The organism is Streptomyces sp. S.PNR 29, assembly GCF_030386795.1.
GTDB lineage: Bacteria > Actinomycetota > Actinomycetes > Streptomycetales > Streptomycetaceae > Streptomyces.
This window is the reverse complement of the sequence record NZ_JANUQM010000003.1, coordinates 540,985-566,414: the sequence shown is the minus strand read 5'-3', so window position 1 is coordinate 566,414 and position 25,430 is coordinate 540,985. Positions and strand designations below refer to the sequence as shown.

22 protein-coding genes and 2 tRNA genes are annotated in these 25,430 nt (G+C 70.6%); 9 read left to right on the top strand and 15 right to left on the bottom strand.

The genetic code is table 11. The features are described 5' to 3' along the window. Positions 1-9: 9 nt before the first annotated feature. Positions 10-333 carry a multidrug efflux SMR transporter gene (locus NW895_RS11400; RefSeq protein ID WP_289935300.1) on the top strand — a complete coding sequence of 108 codons (324 nt, stop codon included), beginning with the start codon at positions 10-12 and terminating at the stop codon, positions 331-333. Positions 334-350: 17 nt separating this feature from the next. Here the strand turns inward: NW895_RS11400 and NW895_RS11395 are convergent, their stop codons facing one another. Then, entirely contained in the window at positions 351-1,001 is a 651-nt protein-coding gene (locus NW895_RS11395; RefSeq protein ID WP_289935299.1) for a TetR/AcrR family transcriptional regulator, read from the bottom strand. A gap of 670 nt (positions 1,002-1,671) precedes the next feature. Between NW895_RS11395 and hisN the strand changes: the two genes are divergently transcribed. After that, positions 1,672-2,472 carry a histidinol-phosphatase gene (hisN, locus tag NW895_RS11390; protein WP_289935298.1) on the top strand — a complete coding sequence of 267 codons (801 nt, stop codon included), beginning with the start codon at positions 1,672-1,674 and terminating at the stop codon, positions 2,470-2,472. Between the two features lie 172 nt (positions 2,473-2,644). Beyond that, the gene (locus tag NW895_RS11385; RefSeq protein WP_289935297.1) at positions 2,645-3,055 is read left to right on the top strand and encodes a CBS domain-containing protein; all 411 of its coding nucleotides are present in this window, start codon (positions 2,645-2,647) and stop codon (positions 3,053-3,055) included. A 101-nt stretch (positions 3,056-3,156) separates the two neighbouring features. Here the strand turns inward: NW895_RS11385 and katG are convergent, their stop codons facing one another. Both katG and NW895_RS11375 read right to left on the bottom strand, forming a co-directional pair. Continuing rightward, entirely contained in the window at positions 3,157-5,373 is a 2,217-nt protein-coding gene (gene katG / locus NW895_RS11380; protein ID WP_289935296.1) for a catalase/peroxidase HPI, read from the bottom strand. 33 nt (positions 5,374-5,406) lie between these two features. Continuing rightward, positions 5,407-5,541 (bottom strand): hypothetical protein, encoded by a 135-nt coding sequence (locus NW895_RS11375; protein ID WP_289935295.1) that lies wholly within the window; start codon positions 5,539-5,541, stop codon positions 5,407-5,409. Between the two features lie 207 nt (positions 5,542-5,748). Here NW895_RS11375 and NW895_RS11370 point away from each other — a divergent pair, with 207 nt between their 5' ends. Next, positions 5,749-6,165 carry a Fur family transcriptional regulator gene (locus NW895_RS11370; protein ID WP_289935294.1) on the top strand — a complete coding sequence of 139 codons (417 nt, stop codon included), beginning with the start codon at positions 5,749-5,751 and terminating at the stop codon, positions 6,163-6,165. A 151-nt stretch (positions 6,166-6,316) separates the two neighbouring features. Here the strand turns inward: NW895_RS11370 and NW895_RS11365 are convergent. From NW895_RS11365 to NW895_RS11350, 4 genes are all read right to left on the bottom strand, one after another. After that, a tRNA-Met gene (locus NW895_RS11365) sits at positions 6,317-6,390 on the bottom strand. Between the two features lie 192 nt (positions 6,391-6,582). Continuing rightward, a complete protein-coding gene (locus NW895_RS11360) occupies positions 6,583-8,397 on the bottom strand; it encodes a tetratricopeptide repeat protein (RefSeq protein WP_289935292.1) in 1,815 nt (604 codons plus the stop codon). 229 nt (positions 8,398-8,626) lie between these two features. Continuing rightward, a tRNA-Met gene (locus NW895_RS11355) sits at positions 8,627-8,700 on the bottom strand. 53 nt (positions 8,701-8,753) lie between these two features. Continuing rightward, positions 8,754-11,690 (bottom strand): UPF0182 family protein, encoded by a 2,937-nt coding sequence (locus NW895_RS11350; protein ID WP_289935521.1) that lies wholly within the window; start codon positions 11,688-11,690, stop codon positions 8,754-8,756. 164 nt (positions 11,691-11,854) lie between these two features. On the opposite strand from NW895_RS11350, the gene NW895_RS11345 reads away from it, so the two are divergent. Next, the gene (locus tag NW895_RS11345; protein ID WP_289935291.1) at positions 11,855-12,397 is read left to right on the top strand and encodes a PPA1309 family protein; all 543 of its coding nucleotides are present in this window, start codon (positions 11,855-11,857) and stop codon (positions 12,395-12,397) included. Positions 12,398-12,592: 195 nt separating this feature from the next. On the opposite strand, the gene NW895_RS11340 is transcribed toward NW895_RS11345, so the two are convergent. The 4 genes from NW895_RS11340 to NW895_RS11325 form a co-directional block, all read right to left on the bottom strand. Further along, a complete protein-coding gene (locus NW895_RS11340; protein ID WP_289935290.1) occupies positions 12,593-13,687 on the bottom strand; it encodes a PDZ domain-containing protein in 1,095 nt (364 codons plus the stop codon). 101 nt (positions 13,688-13,788) lie between these two features. Further along, positions 13,789-13,953 (bottom strand): hypothetical protein, encoded by a 165-nt coding sequence (locus NW895_RS11335; RefSeq protein WP_289935289.1) that lies wholly within the window; start codon positions 13,951-13,953, stop codon positions 13,789-13,791. Positions 13,954-14,088: 135 nt separating this feature from the next. Then, complete coding sequence (locus tag NW895_RS11330) at positions 14,089-14,550, bottom strand: molybdenum cofactor biosynthesis protein MoaE (protein ID WP_289935288.1); 462 nt, start codon at positions 14,548-14,550, stop codon at positions 14,089-14,091. 737 nt (positions 14,551-15,287) lie between these two features. Continuing rightward, positions 15,288-16,400 carry an SDR family oxidoreductase gene (locus tag NW895_RS11325; RefSeq protein ID WP_289935286.1) on the bottom strand — a complete coding sequence of 371 codons (1,113 nt, stop codon included), beginning with the start codon at positions 16,398-16,400 and terminating at the stop codon, positions 15,288-15,290. Positions 16,401-16,592: 192 nt separating this feature from the next. On the opposite strand from NW895_RS11325, the gene NW895_RS11320 reads away from it, so the two are divergent. Further along, complete coding sequence (locus NW895_RS11320) at positions 16,593-18,041, top strand: zinc-dependent metalloprotease (RefSeq protein ID WP_289935285.1); 1,449 nt, start codon at positions 16,593-16,595, stop codon at positions 18,039-18,041. Further along, entirely contained in the window at positions 18,038-18,565 is a 528-nt protein-coding gene (locus tag NW895_RS11315) for an NUDIX hydrolase (RefSeq protein WP_289935284.1), read from the top strand. The genes NW895_RS11320 and NW895_RS11315 overlap by 4 nt, the downstream gene beginning before the upstream one ends. Positions 18,566-18,624: 59 nt before the next feature. On the opposite strand, the gene NW895_RS11310 is transcribed toward NW895_RS11315, so the two are convergent. The 4 genes from NW895_RS11310 to NW895_RS11295 form a co-directional block, all read right to left on the bottom strand. Next, entirely contained in the window at positions 18,625-19,380 is a 756-nt protein-coding gene (locus tag NW895_RS11310) for an AIM24 family protein (RefSeq protein WP_289935283.1), read from the bottom strand. Positions 19,381-19,397: 17 nt separating this feature from the next. Next, positions 19,398-20,078 (bottom strand): AIM24 family protein, encoded by a 681-nt coding sequence (locus tag NW895_RS11305; protein WP_289935282.1) that lies wholly within the window; start codon positions 20,076-20,078, stop codon positions 19,398-19,400. Between the two features lie 13 nt (positions 20,079-20,091). Beyond that, a complete protein-coding gene (locus NW895_RS11300) occupies positions 20,092-21,795 on the bottom strand; it encodes a TerD family protein (RefSeq protein WP_289935280.1) in 1,704 nt (567 codons plus the stop codon). 138 nt (positions 21,796-21,933) lie between these two features. Then, a complete protein-coding gene (locus tag NW895_RS11295; protein ID WP_289935279.1) occupies positions 21,934-22,515 on the bottom strand; it encodes a M48 family metallopeptidase in 582 nt (193 codons plus the stop codon). Positions 22,516-22,733: 218 nt separating this feature from the next. Between NW895_RS11295 and NW895_RS11290 the strand changes: the two genes are divergently transcribed. Both NW895_RS11290 and NW895_RS11285 read left to right on the top strand, forming a co-directional pair. Further along, complete coding sequence (locus tag NW895_RS11290) at positions 22,734-23,945, top strand: TOMM precursor leader peptide-binding protein (protein WP_289935278.1); 1,212 nt, start codon at positions 22,734-22,736, stop codon at positions 23,943-23,945. Continuing rightward, positions 23,938-25,326 (top strand): AarF/ABC1/UbiB kinase family protein, encoded by a 1,389-nt coding sequence (locus NW895_RS11285; protein WP_289935277.1) that lies wholly within the window; start codon positions 23,938-23,940, stop codon positions 25,324-25,326. Before NW895_RS11290 ends, NW895_RS11285 begins: the two co-directional genes overlap by 8 nt. The last annotated feature ends 104 nt before the right edge of the window (positions 25,327-25,430 follow it).

Genomic DNA, 25,430 nt, shown 5'->3' with positions numbered 1-25,430 from the left:
GGACGACACATGGCGTGGCTGCTGGTCATCGTGGCCGGGTTCCTCGAAACCGGCTTCGCCGTGTGCCTGAAGCTGTCACACGGCTTCACCCGCCTCTGGCCGACCGTGGCCTTCTGCATATTCGCGCTCGGCAGCTTCGGCCTGCTGACCCTGTCCCTGAAGAAGCTCGACGTCGGCCCCGCCTACGCCGTGTGGACCGGCATCGGTGCGGCGGGCACGGCGGTCTACGGCATGGTGTTCCTCGGCGACCTTGTGTCGACCCTGAAGATCGTCTCGATCAGCCTGGTGATCATCGGCGTGATCGGGCTGCAGCTGTCGGGGTCGGCGCACTAGGGTCTGTCAGACAGGCCCTAGGACGCGCGGGCCTGGTTCTGGGTCGCGTGCGGCTGTCCCGGCGTCAGCTGGCGGTGCAGGGCATTGCGTACGAGGTCCGCCACGCCGCCCTCACCCGGGGGTGCCGCCACGCAGGACAGGGCGAGACGGACCGCCAGTTCGCAGGAGCGGGCCAGGTCGGCGGTGTCCGACTTGGGCGTGCCGGACCCGGACAGGACGGCCACGGCGCGGTCGCGAACGAGGGCCACGAGGTCGCCGGGCGAGGGCAGCGGGCCGTCGGCCCGGCGTTGTGCCGGTACGGCGCTCGACGACGGGACCGCCTTCAGTGTCGGGGAGGGCAGCCGTTCGCTCCAGCAGCCGGTGAGCATGGCGCGCACTAACACGTTCTCGCGGGCCGCCGACGTGGTCCACTCCGCGGTCGCGGTCAGCCGTTCTCGGGGGTCGCTGTGGGTGGCGAGCGCCCGCTCGACGCCGGCGAGGTAACCGTCGGCCTCCCTCCGCACCAGCGCCCGAGCAAGCCCGTCCTTGCTTCCGAACTCGTTGTACAGCGTCTGCCGGGACACTCCGGCCGTCGCGGCCACGTCCACCATCCGCACAGCGGACCACGGCCGACGCGCCAGCGCCGCGTAGGCGGCGTCGAGCAGGGACTCCCGCGCTGCAGGCATCATCGCCTCCCTCGGGGCGAGCGGCTCTGCGCCCAGATTTGACGCGCTCGGAAGCACTGTCAAGGGTTCGCGAGCGCACGCGTGGGCTCCCTTCACCCACCATGAGCCACTCAGCCGACTGCGGTCGTGTATCCCGAGTGACTGCTGGCAGTCATGGGACGCCTGTGGCTGCTGCTGAGATGGTGCGCCGACATGGAGCGTCGCGGGTGGCTGCGCGGGGTCGGCACATGCGGGACGAGGCGGCCGGCCTGCCACCGTGACTGCGGCCGGCGGTGCCCATGGGCGGCGTCGCGGGTGGCAGCGGCGATCGCAGCGTGCACAGCAGCCGACCTCGGCACCCCGAAGGCGGTGCCGACGCAGTGGGCGGTACTCGCACCCGCGTGCCCGGCCGCGGGCAGTGTCGCCGCTGAGGCGGCGGGCACAGCGGCACCGTGTCGCGCCGGGACGCGCAACCCGCGCGGCCACCGCCGCGCCGTGCACGGCGTGCCGGGGCGCGGACGGACTCGCACCGTGCACGCCACAGGCGCCGCGCCGCACGCCCACGCCCCGGCACGCCGTGCACTCCGCAGGCGCCGCCCCCGTACGCCTCGCCCCCCACCACGCGCCCCCGGGGCGCCTACTGATCACAGCCCCCCATAGCCCCACCCCGACCACGGCAGATACCGTTCCTTGCATGCCCGACTACCTCGACGACCTCCGCTTCGCCCACGTCCTCGCGGACGCCGCCGACGCGGCGACGATGGACCGCTTCAAGGCCCTCGACCTCAAGGTGGAGACCAAGCCGGACATGACCCCGGTGAGCGAGGCGGACAAGGCCGCCGAAGAACTCATCCGCGGCCACCTCCAGCGCGCCCGCCCCCGCGACGCGATCCTCGGCGAGGAGTACGGCATCGAGGGCACCGGCCCCCGCCGCTGGGTGATCGACCCGATCGACGGCACCAAGAACTACGTACGGGGCGTCCCCGTCTGGGCCACCCTCATCGCCCTGATGGAGGCCGGCGAGGGCGGCTACCAGCCCGTCGTGGGCGTCGTCTCCGCCCCCGCCCTCGGCCGCCGCTGGTGGGCCGCGAAGGACCACGGCGCCTTCTCCGGCCGCAATCTGACCTCTGCCTCCCGGCTGCACGTCTCCCGCGTCTCGAAGCTCTCCGACGCCTCCTTCGCGTACTCCTCGCTCAGCGGCTGGGAGGAGCAGGGCCGCCTGGACGGTTTCCTGGATCTGACCCGCGAAGTGTGGCGCACGCGCGCGTACGGCGACTTCTGGCCGTACATGATGGTCGCCGAGGGCTCGGTCGACTTCTGCGCCGAGCCGGAGCTGTCCCTGTGGGACATGGCCGCGAACGCGATCATCGTGACGGAGGCCGGCGGCACCTTCACCGGCCTCGACGGCCGCCCCGGCCCGCACAGCGGCAACGCGGCGGCGTCCAACGGCCTGCTGCACGACGAGTTGCTGGGGTATCTCAACCAGCGCTACTGAAAAGCCCAGGGCGTAGGGATACGCCCCCTCCCGGCCGCAGGCGCCCCCTTGTTGACCCGCGCTTTACCTGCCACCCTGAGGGTCCGCCCACTTGTGAATTTGTGAATCCCTGAACGAACCGAACGACCGGAGTTCGGTGAGCCGCGGGGATTCCGAGGAGGTGGCTCCACCCATGCTCGTCCGTGACGCCATGAGCACCGTGGTCCTCACCATCGGCCCCGCCCACACCCTCCGCCAGGCCGCCGCGCTGATGTCCGCCCGCCGTGTCGGCGCGGCCGTGGTCCTCGACCCCGACGCCGGCGGCATCGGCATCCTCACCGAACGCGACATCCTCAACTCCGTCGGCCTGGGCCAGGACCCCGACTCCGAGCACGCCCACGCCCACACCACCACGGACGTCGTGTTCGCCGCCCCGTCCTGGACCCTGGAGGAGGCGGCCCACGCCATGGCGCACGGCGGCTTCCGCCACCTCATCGTCCTGGACCGGGGCGGGCCCGCCGGCATCGTCTCGGTCCGCGACATCATCCGCTGCTGGGTCCCCGTACGGCCGGAGGTCCGGCAGGCCCAGCAGGTACCCGCCTGAGCAGCCGACGTACGGGCCGAGCACGCGAAACGAACGGGCCGGACCCCCTTGTCCGGGGAGTCCGGCCCGCCGCTACCTCGCGATCAGCCGCTTCGTCGTGATCAGACGAGGTCGAACCGGTCGAGGTTCATGACCTTGACCCAGGCCTCGACGAAGTCGGTCACGAACTTCTCCTTCGCGTCGTCGCTCGCGTAGACCTCCGCGAGCGCGCGCAGCTCGGAGTTCGAGCCGAAGACCAGGTCGGCACGGCTGCCGGCCCACTTGACCTCGCCCGTGGCGGCGTCGCGGCCCTCGAAGGCGGTCTGGTCCTCGGAGGTCGCCTTCCACGTCGTGCCCAGGTCGAGCAGGTTGACGAAGAAGTCGTTGGTCAGCACACCCGGGGTCCTGGTGAAGACGCCGAGCTGCGACTGCTGGTGGTTCGCGCCCAGGACCCGCAGGCCACCGACGAGAACCGTCATCTCGGGAGCGCTCAGGGTCAGCAGGTTCGCCCTGTCGAGCAGCAGGTACTCGGCGGGCAGACGGTTGCCCTTGCCGAGGTAGTTGCGGAACCCGTCGGCGGCCGGCTCCAGCGCGGCGAACGACTCGGCGTCGGTGTGCTCCTCCGTCGCGTCCACACGACCCGGGGTGAAGGGAACCTCGATCTCGAAGCCCGCTTCCTTGGCGGCCTTCTCGACGGCGGCGGCGCCACCGAGCACGATCAGGTCGGCCAGGGAGACCTTCTTGGCGCCGGAGTTGAACTCCTGCTGGATGCCCTCCAGGACCCGCAGCACCTGAGCCAGCTGGTCCGGGTCGTTGACCTCCCAGCTGCGCTGCGGCTCCAGGCGGATACGGGCGCCGTTGGCGCCGCCGCGCTTGTCGCTGCCGCGGAAGGTGGAGGCCGAGGCCCACGCGGTGGACACGAGCTGCGAGACGCTCAGACCCGACTCCAGGACCTTGGTCTTGAGGGTCGCGATGTCCTCGGCGTCGATGACCTCGCCCTCGGCCTCCGGCAGCGGGTCCTGCCACAGCAGGGTCTCCTCCGGGACCTCAGGACCGAGGTACAGCGACTTCGGGCCCATGTCGCGGTGGGTCAGCTTGTACCAGGCACGGGCGAAGGCGTCCGCGAACTGGTCGGGGTTCTCGTAGAAGCGACGCGAGATCTGCTCGTAGATCGGGTCGAAGCGCAGCGACAGGTCGGTGGTGAGCATCGTCGGGCGGTGCTTCTTCGACGGGTCGTGCGCGTCCGGGATGATCTCCGGGGCGTCCTTCGCCACCCACTGGTGGGCGCCGGCCGGGCTCTTGGTGAGCTCGTACTCGTACTCGAAGAGGTTCTTGAAGAACCCGTTGCTCCACTGGGTCGGGGTCGTGGTCCAGGTGACCTCCAGGCCGGACGTGATGGCGTCCGCGCCCTTGCCCGTGCCGTAGGTGCTCTTCCAGCCCAGGCCCTGCTCCTCCATGGAGGCGGCCTCGGGGTCGGGGCCCACGTGATCGGCCGGGCCGGCACCGTGGGTCTTGCCGAAGGTGTGACCACCGGCGATCAGGGCGACGGTCTCCTCGTCGTTCATCGCCATGCGGCGGAACGTCTCACGGATGTCGCGGGCCGCGGCGATCGGGTCCGGGTTGCCGTTCGGACCCTCCGGGTTGACGTAGATCAGACCCATCTGGACCGCGCCGAGCGGGTTCTCCAGCTCGCGGTCGCCGGTGTAGCGCTGGTCGTCGAGCCAGGTGGTCTCGGGACCCCAGTAGACGTCCTCCTCGGGCTCCCAGACGTCCTCGCGGCCGCCGCCGAAGCCGAAGGTCTGGAAGCCCATCTGCTCCAGTGCGACGTTGCCGGTGAGGATCAGGAGGTCGGCCCAGGAGATGCTCTGGCCGTACTTCTTCTTGACCGGCCACAGCAGACGGCGGGCCTTGTCGAGGTTGCCGTTGTCGGGCCAGCTGTTGAGCGGGGCGAAGCGCTGCTGGCCGGCGCCGGCGCCGCCACGGCCGTCGCTGATCCGGTAGGTACCGGCGCTGTGCCAGGCCATGCGGACCATCAGCGGGCCGTAGTGGCCGAAGTCGGCGGGCCACCAGTCCTGCGAGGTGGTCAGCACCTCGGCGATGTCCCGTTTCACGGCCGCGAGGTCGAGGTTCTTGAAGGCCTCGGCGTAGTCGAACTCCTCGCCGAGCGGGTTGGCCACGGCCGGGTTCTTGGCGAGGATCTTCAGGTTGAGCCGTTCCGGCCACCACTGGCGGTTTCCGCCGCCCTGAGTCGGGTGCGGGGCGCGCCCGTGCGCGACCGGGCAGCCACCTGCGCCCTCCGTCTTCGCGTCAGTGACGATTGCGTCGTGGTTCTCGGACATGGAAATCCTTCCAGACTGGGCGGATCACGGTGCTCAGGAACTGCGGGCGGGGAAACAGTCGCGGCGCAGGCCACGAGCGCGGCCGGCACCGGCGACGACACCGGACGACCAGCGCACGACGGCCTCATCCACGGAGGGACGGAAGACACTGCCCAGGCGATCACGCATCACCGCCACCCCCGGGCCGGTCCACCGCGAGCCTTCGGTGTTGGTCGGGGTTCCGGGATGCGGTCATGGCGTCAACGTCACTTCTGCCTGTTCCTGTGGCTTGGCCAACGGCGATGCCGATCCTACAATGGACATTGTCTAAGTCAAGTGACGCTCCAAAGTCACACCCACTCGGGACCTGGTCCCCATGCTGTTAGGCTGATTTGTATGAGTGACCTTCTGGAACGGCTGCGCGGACGCGGATGGCGGATGACCGCGCAGCGGCGCGTCGTGGCAGAGGTCCTCGACGGCGAACACGTCCACCTGACAGCCGACGAGGTCCATGCGCGGGCCGTCGCCAAGCTGCCCGAGATCTCCCGGGCGACCGTCTACAACACGCTGGGCGAGCTGGTCTCGCTCGGCGAGGTGCTGGAGGTCGCCACGGACAAGCGCGCCAAGCGGTACGACCCGAACGCGCACCGTCCGCACCACCACCTGGTCTGCGCCCAGTGCGGCGCGATCCGCGACGTCCACCCGATGGGCAACCCGCTGGCCGATCTCCCCGACTCGGAGCGCTTCGGCTTCACGGTCTCGGACGTCGAGGTGACGTACCGCGGCATCTGCCCGAACTGCGCATCGGCGTAGCAGCGCATGCGAAGGCCCCGGCACCGATGCGGTGCCGGGGCCTTCCGCTGCCCGCGCTTGCTGCCACCGTCAGATACGACGCCGTTCGGGCCTCGACGCCCGAACGCACCGAGGGCCGGAGTCCTTTCGGACTCCGGCCCTCGGCCTTCAGTAGCGGGGACAGGATTTGAACCTGCGACCTCTGGGTTATGAGCCCAGCGAGCTACCGAGCTGCTCCACCCCGCGTCGGTGAATGCAACGTTACGTCAAGGACGCGGACAGAAGCAAATCAATGGGCGACCGCCTGTCCGGGCAGGTCAGCACGCTCAGCCCGGCGCGCCCATCGACGCCGGTCCGATCGTCGGCCCGTCCGAAGCCGGCCCCGACGGCAACGTCGGCGGCGGGGCAGTCCCGCGCCCGGCCCCCGCACAGCCCCCGTCAAGCCGTCAGCTCCTGCCGCAGCGCGTCCCGCAGCCGAGCCGCCCGCTCCGCCACCTCCTTCGGCCCGAGCGACACCGCCCGGTCGGCCCACCGCTGCCCTTCCGCCAGCTCACCCCGACGCGCGTAGACGAGAGCCAGCCGCAAGGCTGCCCGTCCATGCCCCGCGTCAGCCGCCCGCCGCCACCACACGACGGCCTCCGGCTCGCTCCCCTCACGAGCCAGCAGCAGCCCCAGATTGAACGCCCCGTTCCGCGAGCCGGACTCGGCCGCCTCCCGGTACCACCGCGCGGCCTCGACGACATCGCCCCGCGCGGCGGCCAGCATCCCGACCCGCACCTGCGCCCGCCGGTGCCCCTGAGAGGCCGCCCGCTCGTACCACTCCTCGCACTCAGTCTTCGCATGCACCGGCTCCCCCAGTTCATGCGTGGGCGCCGGCGGCCGGCGCGCGTCGAGCACCGTCGCCAGCCGGTACGCGGCCTCGGCGCTCCCGCCACCCGCCGCACACCGCAGATACCGCTCCGCCTCCTGCTCGTCCCCGTCCCGCAGCCGCGCCATCCCGACCTGCAGTGCCGCCTCCGTGTGCCCGGCACCCGCAGCCCGCTCGTACCACCGCAGTGCGGACGCCTCCTCCCCCCGTCCGGCGTACAGGATCCCGAGGTTGAACGCGGCGTCCACGCTCCCCGCCTCGGCGGCCTTGGAGAACCACGGCTCCGCACCCGTCTCGTCCCCGCCCTGCAGCAGCAGGATCGCCAGTGCGTTCGCCGCCTCCCGGTGCCCGGCGTACGCCGCGCGCCGGTACCACTGCTCGGCCTGCGCCGTCCGCCCCTGCTCGGCACAGAGCAGTCCGAGGTTGTACGCGCCGTTCACATCGCCCGCGTCCATCGCCGCCCGGTACCAGCGCTCGGCGGTCTGCGTCTCGCCGCGCTCGGCGTGCAGCGCGCCCAGGGCGTTGGCGGCGTTGCCGTCCCCGTCCTGCGCGGCTCTGAGCCACCACACGGCGGCGCTCTCGGTGTCACCGGCGTCCCGCAGCAGGAACCCGAGCGCGCAGGCGGCCCGCGCCTCTCCGTCCTTGGCGGACGTCAGGTACCAGCGCCCGGCCTCCTTGAGCTCGCCCCGCTTCTCCAGGATCGCCCCGAGGTGCAGCGCCGCACGCCGGTGCCCCCGCGCGGCGGCCTGCCGGTACCACTGCTCGGCCTCCTCGACGGCGCCACTGTCGTCCTCGGTCTCGCCCTCACGCCCGGCCTTGAGGTCGAGCGAGCGCGCCAGCCGGTAGGCGGCCTCCCGGTGCCCCCGCTCCGCCGCGGCCCGCATCCACCGCTCGGCCGCGTCGTCGCCGCGGTGCTCCAGCAGGTCGGCGAGTGCGTACGCACCGAGGGCGTGGCCCTGTTCTGCGGCCTGGCGCAGCCAGTACTCGGCGGCGGGCTCGTCGCCCCGCTCGCGGTGATGACGGCCCAGCGCGTGCGCGGCCGCGGCGGATCCGGCGACGGCGGCGATCCGCCACCACCCGGCGGCCTCCTCGGCGTACCCGCGCTGATGCAGCAGCACGCCCAGGTTGTTGGCGGCGGCCCGGTCACCGGCTGCGGTGGCGGCACGCAGATGGGGCTCGGCTCCGTCGAGATCTCCGCGGCGCAGCAGCATGGCGCCGAGGACGCTCATCGCTTCGACGTCACCGGCTTCGGCGGCGAGCCGCCGACGCATCTCCTCGGCGACCTCGCCGGCCTCCTCGACCTCGTCTCCGGTCTCGTTCCGACCGGAAGACTGCACAAAACGCCCTGTCTCGAACAGAGATGCCTTGTCCCCCATAACGTCCATCGTCGCACCACCTGCAACCTGGGTACACCTGGTATACCGCAGCCATTGAGGTCACTTCAGCGTTTTGTCGACATGCCCACAGAGAGACAAGTCAAACACAGAATCCCCAACTGCCCACATCGGCGCGTCCAACACCCGTATCGGCACATGCGTTCGCACAGCACGAAGGCCCGAATCCCTTTCGGGATCCGGGCCTTCGCCGTCGTTCGCCTCAGTGGCGTGACTCCAGTAGCGGGGACAGGATTTGAACCTGCGACCTCTGGGTTATGAGCCCAGCGAGCTACCGAGCTGCTCCACCCCGCGCCGTTGCGTCAGTAACCGTATCACGGCGCGGGGCGGACCACTTGAGCCGGCTGTCAGCCGCTGTCCGTGTTCCCGCCGGGACTGCTGCTCGGACTTGGGCTGGGACTGCCGCCGTTCTTGCCGCCACTGCTCTGATCGGCCTTGGCCTGCGCTTCCTCGGCCCGCTGCAACGCGTCCTCAAGGTCCTGCTGCGCCTTGCCGTAGGCCTCCCAGTCGTTCTTCTTCAGGGCTTCCTGTCCGGCCTCGAAGGCCTTCTGGGCATCGCTCAGCGCCTCTTGGACCGTTGCGTCACCGGACGTCGGCGGCGGGGTGGTCGTGCCCTCGTCCGGCGGCTCGGTGGTCGTCCCCTTCGTGCCGAAGACCTTGTCGAGGGCCTCGCCGAGCGTGTTCTCGAAGGCGGTCTGACCTCCGTAGGTCACCAGAACCTTCCGCAGCAGCGGGTACTTGAGTCCACCACCGCGTACGTAGACCGGCTCCACGTAAAGCAGTCCTCCGTCGAGCGGCACCGTCAGCAGGTTGCCGTACTCGACCTCGGAGTCGCCGCCTCTCAGCAGCCTGATGGACTCGGCGATGTCCTGTTCGGAGTTGAACTGGCTCTGGACCTGTTTCGGTCCGTCGACCGTCGTGCTCGTCGGCAGCTTCAGGATTCTGATCTTGCCGTAGTCCGGTGTGCCCGCCTCGGCGTCGACCGACATGAACGCGCTCAGGTTGTCCCGTCCGTTGGGCGTGAAGGTCGTCGTCAGCGAGAACGCCTGGGCCTGCTGGTCGGGCATCTTCATGCTCAGGTAGTACGGCGGTACCGCGTTGCCCGACTTGTTGGTCGGGTCGTCCGGCACCTGCCACACCTCGCTGCCGCTGAGGAACGTCGTCGCGTCCTTGACGTGGTAGCGGGTGAGCAGCTCGCGCTGGACCTTGAACAGGTCCTGCGGGTACCGGAGATGGGCCATCAGCGAGTCCGAGATGTCGGCCCTCGGCTCCACCGTGCCCGGGAACGCCTTCATCCAGGTCTTCAGGACCGGGTCCTTGGTGTCCCACTGGTAGAGCTTGACCTCGCCGGTGTACGCGTCGACGGTCGCCTTCACCGAGTTGCGGATGTAGTTGACCTGGTTCTGCTGGGCCACCACCGTGCGCGAGTTGTTGGTCGCGGTCAGCGAGTCGGCCGTCGTGTCGCCGAGCGTCGTACGCGAGGAGTACGGGTATCCGTTCGTCGTCGTGTACGCGTCGACGATCCACTGGATACGGCCGTCCACCACCGCGGGGTAGGCGTCGCCGTCGATGGTCAGCCATGGGGCGACCGCCTCGACGCGATCCTTCGGTGTGCGGTTGTACAGGATCCGCGAACCCTCGCCGATCGCGCCCGAGTACAGGATCTGCGGCTCGCTGAACGCCGCCGCGTACGCGGCCCGGTTGACCGGGTTGGAGAGGCTGACCCCGCTGTCGCCCTTGTAGCTGGTGGTCTTCTCGCCGTTGTCGTCGGAGTAGTCGATCTCCTTCTGCGGACCGCCGACGATCGAGTACGTGTCGGTCTTCTCGCCGTAGTAGATCCGCTGCTCGTACGTCCCGAGGTCGCCCTTGGACGGCAGGTCGGACTCGGTGAACTCCGGGCGGCCCTCGGAGTCGGCGCTGGTGCCCTCGGCGGCGACCACGCCGTAGCCGTGGGTGTAGCGGAAGTGGTTGTTGATCCAGTTCTTCTTCGGAATGCCGGCCAGGTTCAGCTCGCGCAGACCGATGACCGTGTCCTGGTCCTTGCCGTCCTTGGAGTAGCGGTCGACGTCCAGGTTGTTCGGGAACGCGTAGTAGTTCCGCATCTGCTGGAGCTGCTGGAACGTCGGCGAGACGATGTTCGGGTCCATGATCCGGATGCTCGCCGCGGAGTCGACGTCGTCGCGCAGCTTGGTCTTGTCCTCGGTGGTGCTGCGGCCCGCGTAGTCGCTGACCTTGGCGCCGTCGATGCCGTACGCCTCACGCGTCGCCTTGAGGTTCTTCTCGACGTACGGCGCCTCCTTGGCCTGCTCGTTCGGCTGGACCTGGAACTTCTGCACGATCGCCGGGTACAGCCCGCCGATGAGGATCGCCGACAGCACCATGAGGCCGAAGCCGATCACGGGCAGCTGCCAGGTGCGCCGCCACAGGGTGGCGAAGAACAGCAACGCGCAGATCACGGCGATGCAGAACAGGATCGTCTTGGCCGGCAGGTAGGCGTTGGCGTCGACGTACCTCAGGCCCGTCCAGTTGTCGGTCGCCTTGAAGTCGCTGGACTTGACCGCGAGTCCGTACCGGTCGAGCCAGTACGCGACCGCCTTCAGGGCCACGAAGATACCGATGAGCACCGACAGATGCCCGGTGGCAGCGGCCGTGGCACGAGCGCCCGGGCTGGTGATGCGCAGCCCGCCGTACAGGTAGTGGGTGAGCGCGGCGGCGATCAGGGAGAGGATCGCCGCGGCGAAGCCGAAGCCGAGCAGGAAGCGGTACCAGGGCAGGTCGAAGGCGTAGAAGGAGACGTCCAGATGGAACTGGGGGTCCTTCTCCCCGAAGGGCACGCCGTTGACCCACATCAGCCAGGTCCGCCACTGGCCGGACGCCGAGGCGCCGGCGACCAGGCCCACCAGGGCGGTGATCCCGAGCAGCAGCCACTTCTTGTACGGGGCGATGCCCATCCGGTAGCGGTCGAGGTTCTGCTGCTCCATCGACATGGCGCTCAGTGGCGGCCGCAGCCGGTGCGCCAGCCAGATGTTGAGGCCGACCGCGAGAGCCATCAGCAGACCGAAGACGAAGAAGAGCCCGATCTTGGTCCACAGAGTGGTGGTGAAGACGGACGAGTAGTTCACCGACCGGTACCAGAGCCAGTCCGTCCAGAAGCCCGCGAACATGGTGAACGCCATGCCGAGGACAGCCAGGACGCCCAGTGTCATGAGCAGGGTCCGGACACGCCGGGACGGGCGGCCGACTCTGATCCGTGGCCCCGTCGGGCCTCCGCCGCGGTCCGGCATCTGGAAAGCCAAGGTGCGCACCTCGAAGTTCGCTGTTGATTCGTCAGGCCCCCGGGTCGGTGGGCCCTCCGTGGCCCCCGGTGATCGCGGGCCCCCATCTATGCAACTTACTCATCGTTTACTCGGTTCCCGATCCGGGCCAGGAACGAGGCAGGATTGTGACCATGTCCAACACTCCCATGGCGGCGAGCCCGCTCACCCGGGCCGTGCTAGAGATCGACGAGTACGTCTCCGGCCTCGGCTGGGATCAGCCCGCCCGCCTTTTCGCCCTCGTAGACACCGCACAGCTGCGGGCCGAACAACCCTCGCTCGCGGACCGGCTCGGTCTGGAGGGCGGGCAGGAGACCTCCGGCCTCACCCCGATCGAGCAGGACGAGATTCCAACGGACAAGCCGCTCGACGAGTTCCTGGGCAGGATCGCCTGGCCCGACGCGGTGGTCGGCTGCGCGCTCAGCGTGGAGCGGCTGATGCTGCCGCCGTCCGCCGAGGCCCAGGTGCCCCAGGGCCTCGACGAGGCGAAGTTGTCGAAGTGGGTGGCGGAGCACCCGGAGCGCCAGGAGGTCCGTATGACGGTCGCCGTCCTGCGCGACGGCGCCCGTGAGTCGGCGCTCCGTCTGCGGGAGAAGGACTCCCCCACGGAGGTCCTCACCGGCTCGGACCTGGTGCCGGGCCTGGCGGAGGCGCTGGCGGCGACCTTCGAGGAGTAGAACGCAGGGCTAGGCCCTGTCGTGTGGATCAGGCCGGCCGTGAGGTGCGGTGCGTTGCAGCCGAGCCGAGCGGGGTCCGGTGCGTGCAGCTGCAAGGCGGAGGAGGGCGCCAACGCGGAGCGTCGGCAACCGACGACAACGCCGCAGATGTGCGTGCCGGACCCCGCGACGCCGGGATGATCCACACGACAGGGCCTAGCCTGCCGCGCACTTCGGCAGGTCGGCGGTGTCGCCGCTGCGGATGTCCTTGAGGGCGCCGAGGGCGTCGTCGATGGTGCCCACCTTGACGAGGGTGAGGCCCTTCGGGGTGTCCTTGGTGGCCGCCGAGCAGTTGTCGGCGGGCGTCAGGAAGTACTTGGCGCCCTTGCTGCTCGCTCCGACGATCTTCATCTCGATGCCGCCGATGGGTCCGACCTTGCCGTCGTCGTCGATGGTTCCCGTCCCGGCGACGAACTTGCCGCCGGTGAGACTGCCCGGGGTGAGCTTGTCGTAGATGCCGAGCGCGAACATCAGACCCGCGCTCGGCCCGCCGACGTCGGCCAGCTTGATGTCGATGGTGAACGGGAAGGTGTGATCGGTCCCGGCGGAGATGCCGACGATGGCGCGCTTGGCCCCGCTGTCGTCGGAGGTCGTGGTGGTGATCGTGACCTTCTCGGTCCTGGTGGCCGTCCGCTTCTCCTTCTCCGCGGCGGCCTGCTCCTTGGCGGGCACGATCGTGAAGACGACATCCTGACCGGGCTTGTGCTTGGTCACCAGTTCCGCGACGTCGGCCGGCTGCTTCACCGCCGTCCCGTCGACCGCCTTGATCACGTCCCCGGCGTGCAGCTTGCCCTCCGCCGGGGCCCCCTTCGCCACCGTGGAGACGATCACCCAGGACCTCACCGGGATGTCCAGCTCCTTCAGGGCGGCGACCTTGGCGCTCTCCTGGGACTGGCTGAACTCCTCGGCGTTCTCCTGGCTGGACTGCTCCTCGGTCTTGCCGTCCGGGTAGAGGGTGTCGTGCGGCAGGACCTTGTTGTCATGCGCCAGCCAGCCGTAGACGGCCTCGACGAGGTTCATCCTGTATTCGGCGCTGGTGACCCGCACGGTGGTCATGTTCAGATGCCCGCTCGTGGCGTACGTCTTGCGCCCTGCGATGTGCAGCACCGGCTCGCCGTCGTGATCGCCGAGGGTGTTCACCGTCGGTCCCGGGTACATCTCCGAGTACGGCACGGGGATGAACACTCCCGCGCACAGGAGCGCGATCAGCATCAGGGTGGAAGCGAGCATCGTCGCGGTGCGGCGTGGCATGCCACGACAGTACGTGACGTGTCTGTCAGCGCACCGTCAGGGCCGCCCGTCCGGGGCGGCCCCGTGGTGCCAGGCGCCGGTGACCTGCTGTTTCGTGAGCGTCAGCTGCTCGACCGGCTCTTCTCCATGGCCTCGCAGAAGCGGGCGTAACCGATGAGCTCGGGGCCGTCACCTCGGACCTTGCGGGTCCGGTTGGCCCAACTGCCCCATACCCCCGCGCCGATCGCAGCCACCAGCGGAATCAGCAACCAGGCGAGCGCCGCCATGCCGACCTCCAACCCCAATGAGCGTCCGCGACTGAACGAACTGGCTGATCAGCAGATTAACCATCAGCACTGACAACGCTCACGCCAGGGGTGCGGTTACGCAACCGGACGGCCGCAGAAGGACGCACCGGCGTTTCAGCAGGCGCCGACCCATTCCTCGGTCCCGTCGGAGAACCGCTGGTGCTTCCAGATCGGCACCTCGTGCTTGAGGTCGTCGATCAGCTTCCGGCAGGCGGCGAAGGCGTCTCCCCGATGCGGGCAGGACACCCCCACGACGACGGCGAGGTCCCCGACCTTCAGGTCCCCCACCCGATGCACGGCCGCCAGCGCCCGCACCGGAAACTCCGCGACGACCTTCTCGGCGATCCGCCGCATCTCGGCCTCGGCACTGGGGTGGCAGGAATACCCGAGCTCGTCGACGTCCGCACCACCGTCATGATTCCGCACGGTCCCCACGAACAGCGCGGTCCCTCCGGCCGCGTCGTCCCCGACGGCCCGGAAAACCTCGTCCACGGACAGAGGCGTCTCCCGGATCCCGATCACCTTGATGGGATCCTGCGCCGCCTGCTCACCGGGGTGATCGTTCGTGACTGCCATGCGTCCATCGTGCCCCACACCACGGACAACACGGAACACCGTTCCGCAGGAGCACGCACGCGTGCCTGTCGGGGGGCTTCTGTGGACGGGCCTGCTCGGTGGGGGGCTGGCGGTTACGGATGGGCCTGCCCGGAGAGGGTCCGGGGGGTCACGGACGGGCCTGCCCGGAGGGGGTCCGGGGGGTCACGGACGGGCCTGCCCGGTGGGGGCACAGGGCTACGGACCGGCCTGCTCGGAGGGACCCGGGGCACGGACGGACCTGCTCGAAGGAGGCCCGGCGGCACGGACGAGCCTGGTCGGAGGGGCGCAGGGGCGAAGCCCTGCCTGTGCGGAGAGACACAGCAGCCCAGGGGGCGTAGCACGGCTCCCGGGGGGAGGGTGCAGTCCCTGCCATGGGTGCCGGGGCGCAGTTCAGTCCCGGCCAGGGGCGGTCCCACCCAGGGTGCAGCCCCGCAGCGGGTGCAGGGCACGCACGCCCAGGGACGTAGCCCCCGCCGGGTTCAGAGGCGCAGCCCCCGCCGGGGCCAGGGGCGCAAGGGAGGCAAGTCCCCGCCGAGGCCCAAAGCCCGAGCAACCCCACCAGGGGCGGAGGGGACGCAGTCCCCGCCGGGGTCCCAGGGGCGGAGCCCCTGGTGGGGTCGAAGGGGCGGAGCCCCTGGGGATGGGACGGGTAGGGGCGGCGGGGGCGAGAAAACCCCGCCGTACGCGGCCGGCACGGGGCACCCCTCCGGCCCCCCTCAGATCCGCCGCCGAGCCTTCCGAGCCCGCCGCACGACCGCCGCCGCACCCAGCAGAGCCACCGTCGCCCCCGCGGCCCCCGCCGCAGTCGCGTCCTTCCGCCCCAGCCGCCGCCCGGCGACGGTGTGCCTCCCGGAAACCTCCTCCAGCAGCTCGGCCAGCACCTCCTCGTTGGTGTACTTCGGCCGCCACCCCGCGTCATGCAGCCGGCTCCCACTCACCACCCAGGGGTACATCGTGTACGCCAGATCCCCAGCCGGAGACGGCGTCAGCCCGATCCGGTGCAACCGCGCCGCAGCCCCCAACGCCACCGCGGACGGCAACTCCATCCGCCGAATCCCGCTGAGCTCCTCGACCTCCTCCTGCTCCAGCCATCCGTCACACCCGACGGCCAGCTCCCCCTCCACCTTCTCCAGCACCGCGTACTCCAGCGCACTGCACAGATCCTCGACGTGACAGAACTGCCAGGCCGGCCGCGACCCGGCGACGACCAACAGCCGAGGTGACTCGAAGTACCTGGTCAGCGCGGTATCCGTACCCCCGACCAGCACAGCCGGCCGCACCACGGTGACATTGAGCCCCGGATGCGCCCGCGGAGCCCTCCGCGCCAGCCGCTCGATCTCCAGCAGATCCCCCACCCCGGTGGCCTCCGCCGTCGCCCGCAACTCGGCGTCCTCGGACAACGGCAGCTCGTTGTCCGGCAGCGCCCCGTAGACCATCGACGAGGTGCACAGCACCACCCGATGCACCCCGGCCGCCGCGGCCGCGGTCAGCACGGTCTGCGTCCCCCGGACGTTGTAGGCCGTACGGGCGGCGGCATCGGTCTCCAGGTCGAGGTCGAGCGCCAGATGCACGACCACGTCCGCCCCGCGCAGCTTGTCGGCGATGGCCGGATCCCGCACATCCAGAATCTGCCACCGCGCCGCCGCGCACTCACCACGCCGCTCGTCGATGGCGACGACCTGCTTGACCTCCTCCGAGGCGGCAAGCCGTTCGGTGAGCAGCGCGCCTACGCCGGACGCGGCACCGGTGACCGCGACGACGGGCCCGCGCCCTGCCGAACTGGTTGACTGGTTTCGCGCTGCGCGAACCTGCGGATCTGGGGAACTCACCGGGCGTCTCCAGCGGTTGTCTTCAGTACGAGCGCGAGTGACGCGTGCGTACCAGGTGGCATCCATCCTGCCGCAGGCCGTCAGTCGGCGAAGCACCGAGGCCCGAACCGCCCCAGGTGTCTACGCTGGGTGGTGTTGTCGGGCAGCCGTGCCGTCGGAGAAGACCGGCGGCCTAACCAGCCGAGGAATCCCGTGAGTGACACCCCATTCGGATTCGGCCTTCCGCCGGAGGAGCCGGACGACGGCGACGAGGGCAAGAAGAAGGACCAGCAGAGCGGTGGTGGCGGTCAGGGACCGGCCAACCCGTTCGGTTTCGGCAGCCTGCCCGGAGCCGGAGGCTTTGGTGGCGGCCCCGGTGCGGACAATCCGTTCGCTGCCATGTTCGGTTCACTGGACCCCACCGACCTGGGCGCCGCGTTCCAGCAGCTTGGCCAGATGCTCTCCTACGAGGGCGGCCCGGTGAACTGGGACATGGCCAAGCAGATCGCCCGCCAGACCGTCTCCCAGGGCACCCCTGACGGCACGAAGGACACCAGCATCGGCCCCGCCGAGCGCAATGCCGTCCAGGAGGCCGTCCGCCTCGCCGACCTGTGGCTGGACGACGCGACCGCCCTGCCCTCCGGCGCGGGCTCCGCTGTGGCCTGGAGCCGCGCGGAGTGGGTCGAGGCGACGCTGCCGGCCTGGCAGGAGCTCGTCGACCCGGTCGCCGAGCGCGTCGGCACCGCCATGGGCGACGTCCTGCCGGAGGAGATGCAGGCCATGGCCGGCCCGCTGATCGGCATGATGCGCTCCATGGGCGGCGCCATGTTCGGCACGCAGATCGGTCAGGCCGTCGGCGTGCTCGCCGGCGAGGTCGTCGGCTCGTCCGACATCGGCCTGCCGCTCGGCCCGGCCGGCAAGGCCGCGCTGCTGCCGGTGAACATCGAGACGTTCGGCAAGGACCTGAGCGTGCCGCAGGAGGAGGTGCGGCTGTATCTCGCCCTGCGCGAGGCCGCCCACCAGCGCCTCTTCGCGCACGTGCCCTGGCTGCGCTCCCACCTGTTCGGCGCAGTCGACGGCTACGCGCGCGGCATCAAGGTCGACACGGCCAAGCTGGAGGACGTGGTCGGCCAGTTCGACCCGCAGAACCCCGAGCAGCTGCAGGAGGCACTCCAGCAGGGCATGTTCCAGCCGGAGGACACGCCGGAGCAGAAGGCCGCCCTGGCCCGTCTGGAGACGGCTCTGGCGCTCGTCGAGGGCTGGGTGGACGCGGTGGTCCACGCGGCCGCCAAGCCGCGCCTGGGCTCTGCGGACGCGCTGCGTGAGACGCTGCGCCGCCGCCGTGCCTCGGGTGGCCCGGCGGAGCAGACGTTCGCCACGCTGATCGGCCTGGAGCTGCGCCCGCGCCGTCTGCGCGACGCCTCCCGCCTGTGGGCGTCCCTGACGGACGCGCGCGGGGTCGACGGCCGGGACGCCCTGTGGGCCCACCCGGACATGCTGCCGACGGCCACCGACCTGGACGACCCGGACGGCTTCGTGCACCGCGAGCAGATCGACTTCTCCGAGCTCGACAAGATGCTCGGCGAGGCGGCGGACGGGGGCTCCACCGGAAAGCCGAACCTGAAGAAGGACGACGACTCCGAGGGCGACGGCACCGAGTGAGCCTGTACGACGACACGGTTCTCGTGCTGAAGGAGTACGAGAGCCAGGGAGAGCTGCGCCAGGCCTACCTGGACCACCTGGCGTCCCACCCGGACGGGGTGTGGAAGTCCTGTCAGGCGGGCCATGTCACGGCGAGCGCCCTGGTGATCGACCCCGAGGGCGGCCGGGTGCTGCTGACCCTGCACAAGAAGTTGCGCAGGTGGCTGCAGATGGGCGGCCACTGCGAGCCGGGCGACGCGTCCCTGTCGGCCGCGGCTCTGCGTGAGGCGACGGAGGAGTCGGGCGTCGCCGGGCTGTCGTTGCTTCCGGGCGGCCCGGTGCGCCTCGACCGGCACCCGATCCCGCCACCCTGCCACTGCCACTTCGACGTCCAGTACGCGGTGCTGGCACCACCGGACGCGGCGCACGCGGTCAGCGACGAGTCCCTCGACGTGCGCTGGTTCCCGTACGACGAGGTGGCGGCCGTGGCGGACGACTCGGTCGTACGTCTGCTGGGGGCGACGCGTGCGAGGCTCGGATCCTGAGCCGTGTGTAAGGGGCGGTCGCCATGGCGGCCGCCCCTTACATCTGCCTCTGGCCGGGATCAGCTCCAGACGTTGCCCTGGTTCTGCCCGCGGGCCCCGTGCTGCCCCATGCCGTACTGCGCGGCGAGGCCCGAGCCGATCTGGGCGTTCTGCGGCGGCAGCAGCTCGCTGGGCTGGACCAGCGCGAAGCCGGAGCCCATGAAGCTGAGCTCCCAGCCCTCGCCGGTGCTGCCGCGGCGCCGCCACACCCCGGAGGAGTGCGTCTGGGCCTGCATCTGCACCCGCAGCGCGGTGGACCAGGCCACGATCGCGTCGGCGTCGCAGTTGACGTACTTGTCGGGCGTCACATGCATCAGCAGCGGCGCGCCCGAGGTCATCAGGGCGACCTTGCCGCGACCGGTGATGTTGAGCTGGTACTTCCCGGAGCCGGAGATGCCGTACAGGCTGTCGACGGCGATGACCTCGTGGTGCAGGGAGGAGTCCATCGCCAGGACGTAGCTGCTGTCGACGGTGAGACCGTCCTGCTCCACCTCCATGATGTGGACGTGCTGCTTGAGGTTGGCGAGGTAGACCGTGCCCTGCCCGTGACAGCGCATCAGGTCCAGGCCCTCGCCGGTGTGTGCACGCGCGCGTGCCTGCTGATTGCTCTGGAACTCGGCGTCGAACTCGACGAGGCCCTGGTAGGCGACCATGGTCCCCTTGCGGGCGAGGATGTCGTCGTGGCCCTCCAGGACGACACGGAGCATCTGCTTGTTCTGCAGGCTCCAGCGCTCCTGGGTCTGCTGGTCGTTGTAGGCGAAAATCGGGCTCTGCATGGCTCTCTGGCTCCCCCTCAGCCCCGGACCCGGAGACGGTCGGTGCTGTCCTCGCTGGGCTGGACGACGACGATGCCCTGACCGGAGAAGGCCATCTGGTAGGCCTCGCCGCTGCCGCGGCCGATCAGTGACTGCGCCTTGAAGCTCCGCTTGCCCTTCACCTTGAGGTTCGGGGACCAGGCGACGAGCGCGTCCGGGTCGACGTACGTCTCGTCCTCCCCGCCGCCGCAGTCGACGACGATCGGCTTGCCCCGGGAGGTCAGCGCCACCCAGCCCTGCCCGGAGATCCTGGTGTTCCACAGGCCCTGTCCGGCGAACTTCGCCAGCCCCTTGACCCGTTCGACGCCCCATGTGAGGTGTGCGTCGAAGGCGAGCAGGTTGGTGGCGTTGACGGAGATGCCGTCGCCGTTCAGGTTGATGACGACGACGTTCGCGCCGTAGTCGGCGAGGTACAGCAGTCCGTCGCCGGAGCACTTCATCAGGGGCGCGCCCTCGCCGGTGATCCAGTCCTTCGCGATCTGGCGCACGGCAGGCGGGTTGGGCTCGTACTGGACGAACCCTTCGTAGGCGACCATCGACCCCACGCGCGCGAGAAGGTCGTTTCCGGTCTGCATGGCGACCTTCAGCATGTGGTTGCCGTGGTTCTCCATGCGGGCGGTGACAGGTGCGGGGGCGAAGCCCGCGAGCGGCTGGTTCATGTCGGGCTCTCCCTCAGATCTCGTACGGCTGGACGACGATGAAGTTGCCGGGCGCTCCCCTGAACTGGAGGTTGACGCTCTCTCCGGTGTCGCCGGGGTAGGCGTTGCGGCGCATCCGCACCTGGCTGGACACGACCACCTGGGAGGCGGCCGACCACGCGACGACGGCGTTGCAGTCGGCGAACGTGGTGGGCGTGACCGGCAGCACCACGGGCGTGCCGTGCGTCTTCACCACGAGCGTGCCGGTGCCCTGGAACTGCATCGTGAACAGCGCGCCGCCGGGGATGCCGTGTCCCTCGATGCGGCGGACCTCGTACTGGAGGCTCTCGTCGAAGGCGAGGACGTTCTCGGCGGAGACACACACGGCGTCGCCCTGGAGCTCGATGGGGTGCAGCATCGTGGAGTTCTCGGCGAGGAACACCTGCCCCTGGCCCGTACAGCGCATCAGCTGCATCTCCTGGCCGGTCGCGTTGCCCACGATCCGGCCGGCGAACCCGGCGCCCTTGTAGCTGAAGTCGACCTTGCCCTGGTAGAGCACCATGCTGCCCTGCCGGGCCAGCACGGGCTGGCCGCCGATGCCGAGGTCCACGCGGACGAGCTTCTTGTTCTGCTGCGTCCAGCGCTGCCCGGTGGGCGTCTCCTTGAACTGCTGGAGTGCGGCGGAGACCCCGGGGCCCTGTGGTGCTCCCTGAGGAGCGCCCTGCGGCGCTGCGTAGGGGGCCTGCTGCTGGCCGAACGGGGGCTGCTGGCCGTAGCCCGGAGGCGGGGTCGGCTGCCCGTGGCCGGGCGGTGGGGTGGGGGCCTGTGGCTGGGGGTGGCCGGGCGGCGGAGCGGTCTGGCCGGGGGCGGCCTGGCCGTACGAGGGCTGCTGGGGCGGCTGACCGTACGGGGGCTGCTGGCCGGGCCGGCCGTAGGGCGCGGGCGCCGGTGCCGGGGGCGGCACGGTGCCGCCGGGCGGGGTGTGCATGGGCGCGACGATGGTGGGCGCGGCGTGCACCGAGGGCGCCGGAGCCGAAGGCGCAGTGGCTCCCGGAGGGGGCGCGAAGCCCTGGGCCGCGGGCTGCGGAGTGGGTTCCGGAGCAGGGGCAGGGGCCGGTTCGGGTGCCGGGGCGGCCGGGACACCGAACGCGGGCGGGGCGAAACCGGGGGCGGCGCCGGTCTGCGGCTGCTGCGGGGCGGGCGTCTCCTCCTCGGCCACCTCGCCGCCGAAGTTCTTCAGCAGTGCTTCGAGGCCGCCGTCGAAGCCCTGTCCGACCGCGGCGAACCGCCACACGTCCTTCAGGTAGAAGTCGCCCAGCATCACGGCCCGTTCGGTGGAGAACTCCGAGCCGTTGAAGGGGTAGCGGGCCACCTCCTCGCCGCCCGCGACGATGCGGATGTACCCGGGGCTGATCTGCGACATCTGACCGGCGCCGTCCAGCGTCGCCGTGAAGGACAGCTTCTGGATCTGCGGCGGGATCCTGTCCAACGTGACCCGGAAGGACTCCGTGTCGCCCGCCTGGGCGCCCAGGAGCTGAATGGCCTCCTCGGGGGACTTCGGCTGGTTGTAGAACACGAAGTACCGGTCGTCCGAGAGCCGTTCGTCGGCGTCCAGACCGAAGCAGCTGATGTCGAAGGTCAGTCCGGGGCCGGAGATCTGCACGCCTACGTACAGATCCGTGCCCGCGGTGAGGTCACTGATCCTGGCCTTGTGGCCGCGTTGGAATTCCCTGGCCATGCGTAACGACCGTCCCCCATCCAGAACGTGAGTGCGTCGCGCCAGGCTAACGGCAAACTCGGACACCGGACGAAGTCGGTACAGACCCGGTACAGAACCCGCGCTCGGGCGTATTGGCTGCTCGGTCGCGGAAAGCGGTCACTCACCCCGCGCGCCGGGCACATGGGGCAACCGGTCGGCGGCGACCACGCCTTCGAGGTAGCCCCGGGCCCGCTCGGTCCGCGGATACGCCTCCAGCAGCCGCCAGAATCGGGGCCCGTGTCCGGGTACGAGCAGATGCGCCAACTCGTGGACGAGGACGTAGTCGATGACGTACTCGGGCATGCCCTGCAGACGGTGCGACAGGCGGATGCTGCCCTCGGCCGGGGTGCACGAACCCCAGCGTGTGTTCTGGTTGGTGACCCATCGGACCGATGCCGGCCGGGCGCGTCCGTCGAAGTACTGGGCCGACAGCCGCTCGGCGCGCTCGGTCAGTTCGGCGTCGCCGAGGACTCGCTTGCTCTCCTGGGCGGCCAGTTTGTCGAGCATGACGCTCACCCAGCGCTGTTCCTCCGCCTGGGACATCCGGGCGGGGATGAGTACGACGGTGCGATCACCCTCGCGGTACGCGGAGACCGTCCTGCGTCGACGGGTGCTCCTGCGGACCTCGATCGCGCTCGGCGGCGGGCTCGTCGGCTTGCGCTGCGGCGTTCCGGCGCGGTGCAGTGGGTCGGCGGACACGCCCCGACGTTACCCGCTGCACTCGGGGAAGTCCCGACTCCTGGACGGTTCGCTGCCGATCCCCCACGAAGCGCTTGATTCATACGACTAATACCCACCACCTGTGGACAACTTTCGGCACCCGGTCGCGCCGCGAGGCATGCTGGCTGTCGTCGGCGGAGCTGTGACCGACCACCGCCGCACATGGGGACGTTCCACGAGGGCTACGGGGGCCTGTCATGCATCCGATGGTGAAGCCCGCGCTCAGGCGCGGCTGGCGCGATCTGAACACCGTGCAGTTCGGGATGACGCCGGCGCACGCGATGACGCTCGGCCCGATGGACCTGGCGACGGGCAGCTTCCTCGACCTGCTCAACGGCACCCGCGGGCTCACGCTCCTGCGCGAGGAGGGACGCCGTACGGGCCTGCCGGACGGCCATGTCGACGGGCTGGTGGAGCGGCTGGCCGGGGCGGGACTGCTCGACGACGCCAAGGGCGGCGGGCCGGCGGCCGACGTCCTGCGCGGGAAGAAGGACGTCCTCGACCGGCTGCGCCCCGACCTGGCCTCGCTCTCCCTGACGACGTCCGCACCGGGCGACGCGATCAGGCACCTGGCCGCCCGCCGCTCCCTGCGCGTGCAGGTCAGGGGCGCGGGCCGGGTGGGCGCGGTCCTGGCCTCGCTGCTGTCGGGCGCGGGCGTCGGCGAGGTCGATGTGCTGGACGGCGGCTGTGTCGAGCCGTGGGACGTCGCCCCGGGGGGACTGCCCGCCGAGGCCGTCGGCGACCGCCGGGACGAGGCGGCCCGCCGGGCCGTACGCCGGGCGGCGCCGGACAGCCCCCCGCGCCGCGGCCCCACAGCACCGCCCGAGGCAGACGGCCCGGGTTTCTCCCTGGTGATCCTGGCCCCGCGCGACGACGTCGCCGTCCACGCACCCGACCCGTCCACCGCGGACTCCTTCGTGGCCTCCGGCACTCCCCATCTGTATGCCGGCGTCGTGGAGGGAACGGGTATCGTCGGCCCTCTCGTCCTGCCCGGCGAGACAGGCTGCGCGGGCTGTCTGCAGGAGGATCGCACCGACCGGGACCCGGCCTGGCCCCGCCTGGTCGCGCAGTGGCGCTCCGGCAGACCACGCCAGGTACGGGCCTGCGACCTCACGCTGGCCACGACCGTCGCCGGGCTGGCGGCCGCCCACGCGCTCGCCTTCCTGGACGGCCAGGTGCCGTCGAGCGCAGGCGCGCGCTGGGAGGTCTCGCTGCCCGGGCTGAACTGGCACGCGCGGCCGGTCTGGGCGCATCCCGCATGCCCGTGCGGAGCGGCGGAGAAAGCTATGAGGGACCACACCTCCGAGGACGGGGGGTCCCGCGAGACAATGGCGGAGCAACGGTCGTCGGACGAACGCCGTAAGGCAGACGCGGCACGGCTGGCTGGGACTTGGAGGGCGCATGTCTGATCTTCCGCGTAAGGCGGTCACCCGGACCGCCAAGCTCGCCGCGCTCCCGCTCGGCTTCGCCGGGCGGGCGACCTGGGGACTCGGCAAGCGGATCGTCGGCGAGTCCGCGGAACTCGTCGGCCGCGAGCTGCAGCAGCGCACGGCGGATCAGCTGTTCAAGGTGCTCGGTGAGCTCAAGGGCGGCGCGATGAAGTTCGGCCAGGCGCTGTCCGTGTTCGAGTCGGCGCTGCCCGAGGAGGTCGCCGGGCCGTACCGGGCGGCCCTGACGAAGCTGCAGGAGGCGGCGCCGCCGATGCCGACGCGTACGGTGCACTCCGTTCTCGCGGAGCGGCTCGGTGAGGACTGGCACGAGCTGTTCCTGGAGTTCGAGGACAAGCCCGCCGCGGCGGCCTCGATCGGCCAGGTGCACCGGGGGGTGTGGCACGACGGCCGTGAGGTGGCGGTCAAGGTGCAGTACCCGGGTGCCGGCGAGGCCCTCCTGTCTGATTTGAACCAACTCGCCCGATTTTCTCGCCTATTGGGCCCTCTGATCCCCGGCATGGACATCAAGCCGCTGATCGCGGAGCTCAAGGACCGGGTCTCGGAGGAGCTGGACTACGGCCTGGAGGCACAGGCCCAGCAGGCCCACGCCGAGGAGTTCGCGGACGACCCGGACGTCTTGGTCCCGGACGTGGTCCACCAGTGCGACCAGATCCTGATCACCGAGTGGATCGACGGCATCCCGCTGTCGGAGATCATCTCGGACGGCACCCAGGAGCAGCGCGACCGGGCCGGCCAGCTCCTGGCCCGCTTCCTCTTCTCCGGCCCGGCCCGCACCGGCCTGCTGCACGCCGACCCGCACCCCGGCAACTTCCGTCTGCTGCCCGGCGGCCCGAACGGCGAGGACGACTGGCGCCTGGGTGTCCTGGACTTCGGCACGGTCGACCGCCTGCCGGGCGGCCTGCCGACGCCCATCGGCGAGTCCCTCAGGATGACCCTGGACGGCGAGGCCGAGGCCGTCTACGAACTCCTCTGCACGGAGGGCTTCGTCAAGGAATCCATAGAGCTGGACCCCGACGCCGTCCTCGACTACCTCCTGCCGATCATCGAGCCGGCCCGGGTCGACGAGTTCACCTTCACCCGCGGCTGGATGCGCAGCCAGGCGGCCCGGATCGCCGATCCCCGCTCTCCCGCCTACCAGCTGGGCAAGCAGCTCAACCTGCCCCCGGCCTACCTGCTGATCCACCGCGTCACCCTGAGCACCATCGGCGTGCTGTGCCAGCTGGGGTCGACGGTACGGCTGCGGGACGAGTTGGAGGAGTGGCTGCCGGGGTTCGCCCTGGAGGAAACGGTGGCCGAGGTGGAAGAGGTGGACGAGGAGGAGCCGGCGGCGGAGGCCTGAGGCCTGAGCCGGCGGGAAGCGGGCGGTCAACGCACCACGGGGCCGGTCCGTTCGCAACGGACCGGCCCCGCAAGGAGCGTTCCGCCTCCCGGTCCGGGAGGCCA

What these genes read in the sequence shown, in the direction of transcription:
- NW895_RS11400 (WP_289935300.1), top strand. Translation starts at nt 10, where the DNA reads ATGGCGTGGCTGCTGGTCATCGTGGCCGGGTTCCTCGAAACCGGCTTC.
- NW895_RS11395 (WP_289935299.1), bottom strand. Translation starts at nt 1,001, where the DNA reads ATGATGCCTGCAGCGCGGGAGTCCCTGCTCGACGCCGCCTACGCGGCG.
- hisN (WP_289935298.1), top strand. Translation starts at nt 1,672, where the DNA reads ATGCCCGACTACCTCGACGACCTCCGCTTCGCCCACGTCCTCGCGGAC.
- NW895_RS11385 (WP_289935297.1), top strand. Translation starts at nt 2,645, where the DNA reads ATGCTCGTCCGTGACGCCATGAGCACCGTGGTCCTCACCATCGGCCCC.
- katG (WP_289935296.1), bottom strand. Translation starts at nt 5,373, where the DNA reads ATGTCCGAGAACCACGACGCAATCGTCACTGACGCGAAGACGGAGGGC.
- NW895_RS11375 (WP_289935295.1), bottom strand. Translation starts at nt 5,541, where the DNA reads ATGCGTGATCGCCTGGGCAGTGTCTTCCGTCCCTCCGTGGATGAGGCC.
- NW895_RS11370 (WP_289935294.1), top strand. Translation starts at nt 5,749, where the DNA reads ATGAGTGACCTTCTGGAACGGCTGCGCGGACGCGGATGGCGGATGACC.
- NW895_RS11360 (WP_289935292.1), bottom strand. Translation starts at nt 8,397, where the DNA reads ATGGACGTTATGGGGGACAAGGCATCTCTGTTCGAGACAGGGCGTTTT.
- NW895_RS11350 (WP_289935521.1), bottom strand. Translation starts at nt 11,690, where the DNA reads ATGCCGGACCGCGGCGGAGGCCCGACGGGGCCACGGATCAGAGTCGGC.
- NW895_RS11345 (WP_289935291.1), top strand. Translation starts at nt 11,855, where the DNA reads ATGTCCAACACTCCCATGGCGGCGAGCCCGCTCACCCGGGCCGTGCTA.
- NW895_RS11340 (WP_289935290.1), bottom strand. Translation starts at nt 13,687, where the DNA reads ATGCCACGCCGCACCGCGACGATGCTCGCTTCCACCCTGATGCTGATC.
- NW895_RS11335 (WP_289935289.1), bottom strand. Translation starts at nt 13,953, where the DNA reads ATGGCGGCGCTCGCCTGGTTGCTGATTCCGCTGGTGGCTGCGATCGGC.
- NW895_RS11330 (WP_289935288.1), bottom strand. Translation starts at nt 14,550, where the DNA reads ATGGCAGTCACGAACGATCACCCCGGTGAGCAGGCGGCGCAGGATCCC.
- NW895_RS11310 (WP_289935283.1), bottom strand. Translation starts at nt 19,380, where the DNA reads ATGCAGAGCCCGATTTTCGCCTACAACGACCAGCAGACCCAGGAGCGC.
- NW895_RS11305 (WP_289935282.1), bottom strand. Translation starts at nt 20,078, where the DNA reads ATGAACCAGCCGCTCGCGGGCTTCGCCCCCGCACCTGTCACCGCCCGC.
- NW895_RS11300 (WP_289935280.1), bottom strand. Translation starts at nt 21,795, where the DNA reads ATGGCCAGGGAATTCCAACGCGGCCACAAGGCCAGGATCAGTGACCTC.
- NW895_RS11290 (WP_289935278.1), top strand. Translation starts at nt 22,734, where the DNA reads ATGCATCCGATGGTGAAGCCCGCGCTCAGGCGCGGCTGGCGCGATCTG.
- NW895_RS11285 (WP_289935277.1), top strand. Translation starts at nt 23,938, where the DNA reads ATGTCTGATCTTCCGCGTAAGGCGGTCACCCGGACCGCCAAGCTCGCC.